We start from the raw sequence: 10142 nt of genomic DNA, 5'->3' as shown, positions 1-10142 counted from the left end.
ACGTCGTAGTCCGCCTGCCGCTTGTGCCTCCGAAAGTAAACGTGTTCGTTTAGAGCGGCGCATTCAGTTCTCTAAAATCACTACATTCTCATCTTGAGACTGCAAAAAGTTTTCTACATCACTAAGCTTAAAACCTCAACTTCTTGAATGATTTCTAAATCGATACTTAGCCCAAGCTCATCGAGTACAACAAGTTCATAGGTTCGGTTGAGAATCGCAGATTTGACGTACTCCCATAATTCCAGTGTAGCGGCTCTTTGTGGTTCGTTAATCTCTTTGTGACTGCTGCAAGTGATTGAGTTGCAGCGAATCCAGTGCAGATTTTCTAAGAGATAGCTTGGATGGTCTTGTCCTTGATTAATGCCCCCCTTCATCAGTTGAGCAATGAGAACTTTGTTTCCTTGTCCCGCGATTCTTAATGCTTCGGCAAAGACATCTGTTAAGAACTGACGTTTTGTGTAGGTGAATATTTTGAGAACTCCTAAACTGTGATTGAAATGATCGATCGATGAGTGAATATCACAGGTATTTCTGCAGGCTGCAATCATAGAATTTGGGTGTGTCTGGTGGTCTTGATGGATGATTGGATCTGGTCGACTTGCAAATGATTTTATTTATTGCAGGTTGACTAAGTTCTCTAGACTTGAAGAAACCGGGTTGGCTGTCCCACCCAGCTAATGAAAACGCGATCTCTTGCTCGGGTGATGGAAACGTATAACAATCGACGTTCTTGCTCGATCGCGGATTGTTTAGAGGCTGGGTCTGGCATTTGGTTGATTAAATGTCCGAGCGGCAGCTGGTTATCAGAGGCATTGGCTAGAAAGATTGCTTTGAATTCTAGTCCTTTTGACCTGTGTAGTGTCCCTAAACTAATTGCATCTTGCTGTGGCTCTGTAGGTTTGCTCAATCGTTGCGAAGGTAACTGCACAGATTTTAGCTTGGATTCGATGCCATTTAGCCCATTATTGGTTCGACTGAAAATTGCAATCTCGCCTGGGGCAGTTCCTTCGTTTAACAGGAGTTGAATTTGCTTGATGATGAATTCTAACTGTTGATTCTGGGTATTAAATCCTTGCAGAACTGGCTGTGGACCGTGCAGCAGACTGATTGTGCTCCGAAAGGGTTCTTTTCCTCCGTCTAGATCGTCTCGTTCGTCCACAATTTGATCTGCAAATTGGCGAATTTGTTCGGTTGTTCGATAATTGATTCGCAGCGTGTACGATCGTCCGCGTACGTTGATCCCCAAATTTTTTAAGCTGAACTGTCCACCATAAATTCGCTGTCCTGCGTCGCCCAGGAGCATCAGGTGGTTGTCTCCCTTACCTGCAAGTGCTGCCACTAGCTTGATTTCTTGAGGTCGAAGATCTTGCATTTCATCTACGATCACTGCATCGAATGGACTTTTAATCTTTCCTTCGGCGATCAGGTGACGAACTCGACGACAGATTCCTGCCCAATCGCTGAGGTTTTGCTCTTTTAACTTGTGGAATACAGGCTCAAAAACTTCCCAAACTCGCTGTCGTTCACGTCCTGAAAGTGCCTGTCCGCGACCAGATCTTACCGTGTGCCTATATTCTGCCCAGGTTAAGATGTCTTGAGCTTGAATTACGTTTTCCCATTCGAGGTATAACGCTGCTGGGCTAAGGGGACAACTTTCTTGATGAAATTGCTTAATCAAGTTAAAGATGACATCGTTCTCTGCAATTTCTAAATGTTCTCCTGCTTGATTGAGTAACTCTTTTGCCTGGCGGTGAATTGTGCTGACCTGAATGAATTTGCGTTCATCAGGAGTGCAGAGAATCTGGAGGTTGTGTTCTAGATTGCGACTCAAGGTTTTGACAAATGTGGTTAGTAGAACTTGTTTTCCTTGACGTGCAAGATGACGTGCTCGGTGAAGTCCTACGACAGTTTTCCCGGTTCCAGCAGTTCCGGTTACTTTTACAGCACCTTTAAAACTTCCGGTCACGATTTGCTTTTGTGATGGATGTAAAAATGCAACCCAAGTTGCTAATGGTGCTTCTAGTAGTCTGGCGAGATCTTTGTTGCTCTTGAGAACGGTGAATTGCTGATTGTGTTCCGAGCCTTGTACCGATTGATTGTCGCAGATTGGAAGCGGCGGTAGAACCGTCTTGCCTTCTGCAAGATCTAGCAATCGCTCCGCAACTTCGTCGGGTAATTCAATAACGGTACTCAGTAGTAACTCTTTGCAGCAAATTTGTTGAATTGGTTCTAGCCAAGTTGGCGGAACGCCGAGGCTGAGCAGATAGTCGTTGCTATATTGAGCGAACAAAGGTGGCAAATCAAGCGTATTTTTCTGGATACTCTCTAAGATCCCTGTTTCTTGAGGTGCTAGCACGATTTGAAGCGCTTTTGTTTTGATATGTCGTTCAATTGATCTTGTTTTTGCCCAATGGTAAGCTGCATCGTGATGATCGACGTGTAGAATCGTCCATAGATCTCCTTCTTTGTATAGGATGGCTCTGAGATTGTCGTTGATTCGTCCGGACCATAAGTTCTCATTTTTGATTCGACTAATGCGCTCCAAGCTTAAACTCGGGTGACTAGGATTTTCCCAAAACTTCTCGAGAAAACTCCAAATCTGCCGTGCTTCGTTGGGCGTTAACCTACGTGCTACGCTAGCGAGGGAATTACTAAGAGCAATAGACATTTATCGCTCCTTTGTTAGACAAGAGGATGGCTGAAAATAGCTGAAATCAAATGATCGAAAACACATACTAGAAATCAATCAGATTGAGGATAAGGCACAGAGGATTAGACACTCCGTGGTCAGTCGTGTAGATTAAGGTTGAAAGCAATTTTTCGTGTGGCTTTCAAACGGAAAAGATCGCGGTGCTGACGATTGATCTGCGATGATTCAGCACCAGATATCTTTAGAGTAGCGCTAATTTCTAAACTGTGCCAATTGCCTATTTATCTCCAGGCTCAATAAAACTAGGAAAAGCTTTAGCCAAACCTTCTGTTGGTTACTTTGTTTTTCGAATCTGTTGGTCTTATTGCCAGTCTGGGCAGGGATCACTGGACTGCCATCCAAACGGATGAAAACCACAAATTAGCGGTGTCCGTTGTTGGACACCATATGAAACGCCATGGTAGTTGTTGCATCCAATGCAAGCGGACGGGCGGTTGGGAGAAGGCGTAAATCCGATCTGATGTTTAAGAATTTGTTGTGTGGTTTTCATTTGTTTCCATTGCTTTTGACTGTTAATTTGTAGCAAGAGTTGAAGATTCATACTGAAGTGTGACGAAGATAGTAAACTGCTGAATACACAAAAGGTATCGACAGTCGTCGATACCCGCTGGATCTGCTCATTTTTGAATGTGAAATAAATCTTGTGTAAAGTGAACGTAATCTTGAATCTTAGCCAATGCCAAACTTGAAGATTTTAAAGAGGATCCGCTAGTCGGACTGCCAACCTCGATGAATTTTCTGAGCGATCGCTTTAATGAACTGCGATATGAGCAAGCTAATGTTCAAGTTGAATATCTTCGCGAACTTGTTGAATTGAAGATGAACCAGATTCAAGCAAGCGCTGAGTTTGTTGGTGAATTTGCCATTGCCCAACCCAACTGTTCTGATGGCTGGGATCGATTTCTTGGCTGACTGAAACGAGAGTCCGAATTTTTTCACGAACAGGTAGGTTGCATGAGGTTGATACGTAGACCTGTAAGTGACTTTGCAGTTCGGTGGGGATTTGTTCTGCTTGTGCTGCTGCTAAATAAAGGGTCTGATTCCCTTCAGGGCTATTTTCTTCAATTAAATAGGCAGCAATTACTTCAAGTGGGTTATCAACAACTACGATGCGGTTTGCTGATTCAGCACTTGTGATCCAAAAGCTGCTTTCAGGTTCATTTGGGTCATCCGATTCAAACGTCCCGTCAGGGTTGAGCGCGATGCTCGATCGACCGGTCCCATTCAAGCGACGAGCTGCAAAGGTAAGGCGTTTCTTCTGATCGATCGCTAATAATGTTGCTTCGTATAGTTGTTGAATCAACCGAATTTGAAACTGGTAAGGCTCTACTAGGGTTTGAATTGTGGTCCAGTCTGATTGGACCTGATCAGACGGCTGAATCCTACTCGTATCGTGATCAGACTCGTTGGTTGCTGGTGAACTGAGATCTAATTCAGGAGTTTGTGAGGATTTCGGATGGTTAAGCAGCGCTTCGATTTCGGTGTTGTCTTCGTCCGGGTTGTACTGAACCTGAAAGTGCTTTTGTAGTCCATTGAAAGAAAACCCGCGTCCCAGACTGCTGCCCTGAAAGGTAATACCTTGAAGTTGGAAACTAATCCCGGGGCGGTTGAGGTTTACTCGAACCTCGATGTCTTGGTTCTGTAGGCGTTCTATTAATTCTGGCAGTCGGGGCTGGTCAGCTACGTTCTCTTTAATAGTATCTAAGAGTTGATGGCGTACAGAAAATTCTGGTGGGCAATCTCTGTTTCCTTGAACATAGTCTGTTTGTTGTTGCTCTGTCCGGTAAACTTCGGCAAAGCTAGGAGCATTTTCAATGCCTTCCCAGCTAAATTCTAGTTCTGGAAGTCCATAGCGTTGAGCGATGTCTCTCAGCACCACCTGAGATTTGTAGTGATCCCAGCTGTCATGTGGGCAAATGCCATCTTCGTTTGTTCGGCTCCACAGTACGTGAATGTGATCGTGGTCTTGATCGGTGTGGCGCGGTAAGATGTAGGGATGTTCTTCGTAGCCTAATCCGTCACTTAAATCGATCGCAATGACTTCCCACAGTTCATTTGACAAGGCGGTTCCAGTTTTTGCACCGAGTTTTCCATGATAGATGTGTCGTTCAATATTTTCGTTTAGGGGCTGTACCTGAAGAATTTCTTGAGCAATGTCGGCAGGGGTTTCTGAAGCGAGCGTTTTACCGATAAGAACAGCACCCGCTTTGTTTACTGCATAGTGAAGGGCTTTGTAGACGTGATGAGGTTTATTGTGAACCAGAATTGGCATGACTGGTTTTGTGTAAAGGATAACTTTAGCTTTTTGTTTGGAGACTGAAACGTTAAATTTTGTACTTGTGTTTAGCGACTGCTCCTGCAATTTTCTCGCTGGTTGAGACAGGCTCTTCGTCGTTGGGATGTTGTCATTCTATCTAGATCTACACAACCTTGATTCCAAGGTTGTGTAGTGCATCAAAGGTGCTTCACATCCCATTCCCGGTTGGTGCTGCTTTTCGATCATTTTCATCTGGTTCACACAGCAGTTCCATGAGCGAGACCGAGCGGAACAAGCTTTCTTGTCCGATGGATTCCTTGCTTGCTGCGCTTCGAACGAATGTGTAGCCAGGTGGTAGGAAAAACCCAAACTGCTCTGCTAAGTCAATCTGTGTATCAAAGGGGGTGTTCTTCTAGCAGCTTACGAATGTGAGCAGACCGGAATGAAAAGTGCTTGCGAATAGCAGACAAAAACAGATCCGGATCGCCAGACCGTTGGTGCAGTGTTCCCGTCTGTCGTATGTTCGGGTAGCTTGACGACGCTTGTAGTGGTTTGTCCTTTTGCTGTGGGACCTAATGTTTGTAATGGTCTGATTGCGACAAATAGATATCCTGACAAGACAGCTTTAATTGTTGATTGAAGCCAATTTTCTGATGGAGCTTGCTCGATCTGTCCAAATCCTTTTTTGCTGGATTTAGACAGATTCTTTGAGGGTGTGCGGTGCTTCATGATTGGGATGGATTATCTCTTTCGATCGTGGATTTTTGGTTGAAGGTTGTTGCGTGTTCTAAGAGCCAGGTTGTGTCTTCGTCGTTTGTTGGTTTAAGCACTTTGATTGCTTCAAGAATTGCAAGACTGATTTGGTGATTTTCTTCGATCGCGGCGTTGACTTTGGGTTCGTCGATTAGGGGAATGCGTCCTAATCGGGCTTGAGCTTTTAGATACCGCAGATTGTTTAAAATGCGATACTGTGCCCACAAAAATCTGACAGCAACCTGATAAATCGGGAGATCGATGCTGTAAGGTGGCAGTCTTCGGTAGCAAAGTGAGTGGCGAACGTACTGGCTGAAGGTGAGATTGTAGGAGTTGAGCGTGGCGTGAGCTGCACAACGTTCTTCTTCACTTCTAAAGATAGCTGTCATACGCGGCGGCGCTGATTTTTGATTCATGGTGGGATTGACAAGATTTTGGTTGTTCCGACCAACAGCTAACGTGGAGCAGCAGTTGGGTTAAATCATTAGTGTTAAAAGCGGTGAGCCGTTGAATCTGGAAAAATATTCCAGGTGCTCTATTTTGCATTGTAAGAGTCGTTTGAAAAAATGCCCAGTCTTTTCGTAAACGATAGAGGTTGTCCCTCCTGTTGCAGATTTGAAATCGAATCAAACCTGGCGCGATCGCAAATGTCTCGTTCAGACTCAATCTTTACTTTTATTTATAATTACTCAAAATATAGTGGTACTTCTGCATTGCTGGGGCTTCCGAGGTGACAATAGTTTGTAATTGTAAAAAATTGTGCGATCGTTGTTTTGGGTTGATCAATTGATCAGCCATTTGCAAGAATCGTTGATCAATTGATCAACGACTGTCATTAGCTACAGCAAGAAGAAATCGGCTTTTAGCGTAACGCAGTTGATCAATTGATCAGCCATTCCCAAGAATCGTTGATCAATTGATCAACTTTTTTGATGAGCATAAATGCTTAACAATGCTTCCTTTTTAGCGTTTGCTTTGATAAAAGTTCAGTTGGGATGAGTTCAACTTTTTTAGCATCAACTTTAGTGAATTTCTAGCAAAGTTTGAGTTCATTCGTTAAAGTGAACGTAGTGGAAAACCGATCTGTTGACTCCAGTACCGATAGTTCGGTGTTGCAGCTTTAATGATTCGGCTGGATGCTCCACCCAGATTTTTCACAAGAGCCAATCCTGATTACAGTTGTAATCTACAGAGGGTAAATTTCTCGTAGAACGAATGGGATTGCAGCTTCAGATCCAGCAATCGAATGCTGCGAATCAGCTTGGCTTTTGATTCTGATCACTTCTCGCGTGGCGTTGGTCACGTTTCTATCTGCTTATGCCGCGATCTTCTAAGTTGTCGATCGAGCAAATCAATCTGCTTGACTATGGCAGTTCTGCAACTAAAAGTCTCGATCAAACGATGTCGGGGGCGATTACGGTTCGAGCGTATGACCCCCAAGTGGTTGATTTAATCCCAGAGGATCTTAAAGATCCGTTGTTCGTCTACAAACCAACCGTTCCGATTGAGAACCAAGCCTGGGTGTCATGGGGCGATCGCATTTATGCTACCGGCAAGTTGGCAAAGTTAAAGCGCGGAGATCTGAGTCTGCATCACTTGAAGCAGGAGCGAATCATTCCGAAATCATTAGCTGCAATCTTTCCTTCTCTTGGGGATCGCCGTAAAGCAACGATTGCGGTTGTCGGTCAACTTCCGGCAGGAGAGTGGGCATCACGGGATGAACTTTCACGCGATCTCACTCAAGCACTCAAAGAATTCAACACTCCGCTCGGTGTTTATAAAGTGAAAGCGACAGTTATTTTTATGCCTGAAGGAGCGGGCATTGTGGCGTACAAGGAAATGAATGATCCTAACTTTTACGACAAATCGATCGCTTCGTTTATCATCGGATTTCGCAATCTGAGTGCCCTCGTGGTTGAGGGCGGCGTTCAATCGATCATTCGGAGTTCCAAATGGGGCTTTTCTGCGTTGGTGCAGGATGTCTCTGATCATGTGAAGGAACAATCGGTTGAGCGCTTAACCCCGATTTTGTCACGGGCTTTTAATCCTCCGTATCGACTAGAGTCAAACGTGCTGTTAGATCGCCGTCCTTTCTTTGAAATTACTCATGCTCGATCGGGCGCAAAGCAGGTTCAAGAAGTAGATCAGTTAGTTGCGGCTGCGGAAGCTGCGTTAGAACGGTACCTTAAATCAGCGATCGGCTGGATGCAGGGCGTTGTGAATGAGCTATCGGGGTCCTGCGATGAAGTAATCTTGAGCGGGGGAACAGCAGAAACACTAAAGCGCCATTTTTCAAAGCGATGGATGCAGCAGTTTCCGCTTTACAGCTTTCATGCAGAGTTATCGTTGCCAACGAGCTTGGACGATAAAGAGCTGGGGGTACGGCTGCTTGATCCGTATGCTGCTTTGATGTGTTTGTCTCCGTCAATTTTTGACGCAATTACAGTTTAGGGGAGGCAATATGGCAAGTTCAAAAGTGTCTCGTGTTGAGAATTTGGAGCGGTTGAGCTGTCAGTTCCAAGTGAAAATCGATCTTCCTGGTGCTTATTTATTGCGCTATCTCAAGTCTGCTCCGACTGGTCAATCGGCAAAAGAGATGCTAATGCAGGCAGCTCATTTTGTTTATGACCCGTTTGACCTTCATGTTCGGTGGCAGAACGGGTTGATTAGTGAGGAAGAGTATCGTCGTAAGGCTCGATGGGCGTTGCTACAACTTGAAGCGTGGTTGAACTATGCTCATCAGGAACTGTGTTTAGATCCGTTTCGTCAAACTTCTGCTTCGAGTCTAGCTACAGTTGAATCTGCAGTCACTCGATCTCTATCTCAACCAGATGTTCTTACCCCAGATCCGCAAGAACATGAGCTGCTGACTTCTGCAATTTCCAATGATGATAACCCATTTGCGTCAGCGAGTCAGTCCGGTCGGCGATCGCAAATTTTAGGTTCCGTCATCGACGAATTTCACCGAGTAAATGCTGAAGACTAACGAATTATTTTGATGAGGGAATTGTTTTATGACAATTCTTCATTTAGTCGATGGAAAAGGTGGCATGAGTAAATTGCTGTTTGATCGGGGGGACCCACCTTCGATCGCGAGTTTTGGATCTGTTACCGCAACGTTCAACTTTGCGGTAAGCGACCTTTTTGACCCCAATAGTTAATGGTTGATGTTTCTGATAGGCGCAAGCGTGTTCACACGAACCACGTCTTCACTGAATGTAAACTTAGCCCTCCAAATGTGGGTGTTTGAGTCGCACCACTGTTGTATTCCGATGGAGAACAATCCCAATGCCTACCCTTAATTTGATTTCCGGTCTACTTGGCGGAATGGGAAAATCCTTGTTTAGTCGAGTTATGATTCATATTCATGAAAAAGAAGGAATTCCCTTTATTGCTTTCGATGCAGATCCGCAGACTTATAACGTCCACAAATATTATCGTTACTGTGTTGAACCGATGGAAATTTCGGAGTCTAAGGAAAAAGGCACCGATAACGTGTTCAAGGCAATGGAGACAGGTAAAACAATTTTGATTAATCTTGCTGCGAGTTCGGGGCAAGCAGTTCAAGACTGGTTTCAGCGAGATGACTTTTTCACGCTAATCGAAGAGTTGGCAGAAGAAAGTGCTAAGACCCGCTATCGATTAATCAACTGGTTTCTTTCAGATGCGTCTGAAATTAGCATCGAGCAATTTTTGCAGACGGTCGATCAGTTTGAGGCAAACAAAGATCAAGTCATTCATGTCTTGGTGAAAAATCTGGGTAAATCCACACACGAAGATTGGGCACGAGCGATGAGCGATGAGCTATTGCAGGCAGCATTAACGTTGCCAAATGTGCATCAGATGGTGTTCCCCCGCTTTCTGAAACCGGAAAATTTTGATGGCATGAAGTTTACTTTTGCTCAAGCGATGACTAAAGAAGGAGTCGGCAGTTTTAAGCTGAATTTACTCGATCGACGACGGGTAACTAAGTTTCTAACTGATACTCAGTCCAACAGCGAAGCGCTAGGATTACTAGATCCTCCTCAAAAGACCGAAATGAAGCCGGATTCTAAGCCGAAAAAGGCAGAGCAATCAAATTCTGAGCGTGAGACTCCATCTGCATAGAAAAAACTCCGCAGATAGTACTATCTGCGGAGTCTTCTTGACGTTAAAGGTCTTGGTTGTAAGCTGTGTTTGCAGCTTTTGCCAATTCCATCAGATTTGAGACTTCTTGCGTTGCCTCAGATCCCCAATTCAATGTTTCGTACTGAGTTTGTACGGCTTGGTGAATTTTTTGCTTCGATTCGCGAGAGTCAAGATCTGGATTCCAAGCATAGTTTGGGCAGCTGTAAGTAACGGTAATGCCTTCGATCTGGGCAAATTGTTCTAGTGCTGATTCCACAAGAATCCTCTAATGATTCACAACGATCGCTGCAGTTG

The 10142-nt window shown here is 44.5% G+C and carries 10 protein-coding genes; 4 read left to right on the top strand and 6 right to left on the bottom strand.

What is annotated here, in order from left to right; translation table 11 throughout:
• Window positions 1–113 precede the first annotated feature (113 nt).
• The 5 genes from ACQ4M5_RS22675 to ACQ4M5_RS22655 all read right to left on the bottom strand — a co-directional run bounded on the left by ACQ4M5_RS22675 (window position 114) and on the right by ACQ4M5_RS22655 (window position 6136).
• Window positions 114–548 carry a cob(I)yrinic acid a,c-diamide adenosyltransferase gene (locus tag ACQ4M5_RS22675; protein ID WP_430677951.1) on the bottom strand — a complete coding sequence of 145 codons (435 nt, stop codon included), beginning with the start codon at window positions 546–548 and terminating at the stop codon, window positions 114–116.
• Window positions 549–637: 89 nt separating this feature from the next.
• Window positions 638–2545 carry a 3'-5' exonuclease gene (locus tag ACQ4M5_RS22670; protein WP_430677950.1) on the bottom strand — a complete coding sequence of 636 codons (1908 nt, stop codon included), beginning with the start codon at window positions 2543–2545 and terminating at the stop codon, window positions 638–640.
• Window positions 2546–3485: 940 nt separating this feature from the next.
• Window positions 3486–4982, bottom strand: a complete 1497-nt coding sequence (locus ACQ4M5_RS22665) for a relaxase/mobilization nuclease domain-containing protein (RefSeq protein WP_430677949.1) — start codon at window positions 4980–4982, stop codon at window positions 3486–3488.
• A 405-nt stretch (window positions 4983–5387) separates the two neighbouring features.
• Entirely contained in the window at window positions 5388–5696 is a 309-nt protein-coding gene (locus ACQ4M5_RS22660; RefSeq protein WP_430677948.1) for a hypothetical protein, read from the bottom strand.
• A complete protein-coding gene (locus ACQ4M5_RS22655) occupies window positions 5693–6136 on the bottom strand; it encodes a hypothetical protein (protein ID WP_430677947.1) in 444 nt (147 codons plus the stop codon). Before ACQ4M5_RS22655 ends, ACQ4M5_RS22660 begins: the two co-directional genes overlap by 4 nt.
• Before the next feature lie 901 nt (window positions 6137–7037).
• On the opposite strand from ACQ4M5_RS22655, the gene ACQ4M5_RS22650 reads away from it, so the two are divergent.
• From ACQ4M5_RS22650 to ACQ4M5_RS22635, 4 genes are all read left to right on the top strand, one after another.
• Complete coding sequence (locus ACQ4M5_RS22650) at window positions 7038–8171, top strand: hypothetical protein (protein ID WP_430677946.1); 1134 nt, start codon at window positions 7038–7040, stop codon at window positions 8169–8171.
• A 10-nt stretch (window positions 8172–8181) separates the two neighbouring features.
• The gene (locus tag ACQ4M5_RS22645; RefSeq protein WP_430677945.1) at window positions 8182–8706 is read left to right on the top strand and encodes a hypothetical protein; all 525 of its coding nucleotides are present in this window, start codon (window positions 8182–8184) and stop codon (window positions 8704–8706) included.
• Window positions 8707–8734: 28 nt separating this feature from the next.
• Window positions 8735–8881, top strand: a complete 147-nt coding sequence (locus ACQ4M5_RS22640; protein ID WP_430677944.1) for a hypothetical protein — start codon at window positions 8735–8737, stop codon at window positions 8879–8881.
• A gap of 127 nt (window positions 8882–9008) precedes the next feature.
• Window positions 9009–9827, top strand: a complete 819-nt coding sequence (locus tag ACQ4M5_RS22635; RefSeq protein WP_430677943.1) for a hypothetical protein — start codon at window positions 9009–9011, stop codon at window positions 9825–9827.
• 43 nt (window positions 9828–9870) lie between these two features.
• Here ACQ4M5_RS22635 and ACQ4M5_RS22630 read toward each other — a convergent pair whose 3' ends face one another.
• Window positions 9871–10104 carry a hypothetical protein gene (locus ACQ4M5_RS22630; RefSeq protein ID WP_430677942.1) on the bottom strand — a complete coding sequence of 78 codons (234 nt, stop codon included), beginning with the start codon at window positions 10102–10104 and terminating at the stop codon, window positions 9871–9873.
• Between the last annotated feature and the right edge of the window lie 38 nt (window positions 10105–10142).

The sequence above is a fragment of the Leptolyngbya sp. AN10 genome, from assembly GCF_050565645.1.
Classification (GTDB): domain Bacteria; phylum Cyanobacteriota; class Cyanobacteriia; order Leptolyngbyales; family Leptolyngbyaceae; genus Leptolyngbya.
The sequence above is the reverse complement of the archived record's forward strand: the minus strand, read 5'-3'. Positions and strand labels throughout refer to the sequence as shown.

Excerpts from the sequence above, each read along its gene's own strand:
- ACQ4M5_RS22655 (WP_430677947.1), bottom strand. The coding sequence starts at position 6,136 with ATGAATCAAAAATCAGCGCCGCCGCGTATGACAGCTATCTTTAGAAGT.
- ACQ4M5_RS22675 (WP_430677951.1), bottom strand. The coding sequence starts at position 548 with ATGATTGCAGCCTGCAGAAATACCTGTGATATTCACTCATCGATCGAT.
- ACQ4M5_RS22635 (WP_430677943.1), top strand. The coding sequence starts at position 9,009 with ATGCCTACCCTTAATTTGATTTCCGGTCTACTTGGCGGAATGGGAAAA.
- ACQ4M5_RS22665 (WP_430677949.1), bottom strand. The coding sequence starts at position 4,982 with ATGCCAATTCTGGTTCACAATAAACCTCATCACGTCTACAAAGCCCTT.
- ACQ4M5_RS22660 (WP_430677948.1), bottom strand. The coding sequence starts at position 5,696 with ATGAAGCACCGCACACCCTCAAAGAATCTGTCTAAATCCAGCAAAAAA.
- ACQ4M5_RS22640 (WP_430677944.1), top strand. The coding sequence starts at position 8,735 with ATGACAATTCTTCATTTAGTCGATGGAAAAGGTGGCATGAGTAAATTG.
- ACQ4M5_RS22650 (WP_430677946.1), top strand. The coding sequence starts at position 7,038 with ATGCCGCGATCTTCTAAGTTGTCGATCGAGCAAATCAATCTGCTTGAC.
- ACQ4M5_RS22645 (WP_430677945.1), top strand. The coding sequence starts at position 8,182 with ATGGCAAGTTCAAAAGTGTCTCGTGTTGAGAATTTGGAGCGGTTGAGC.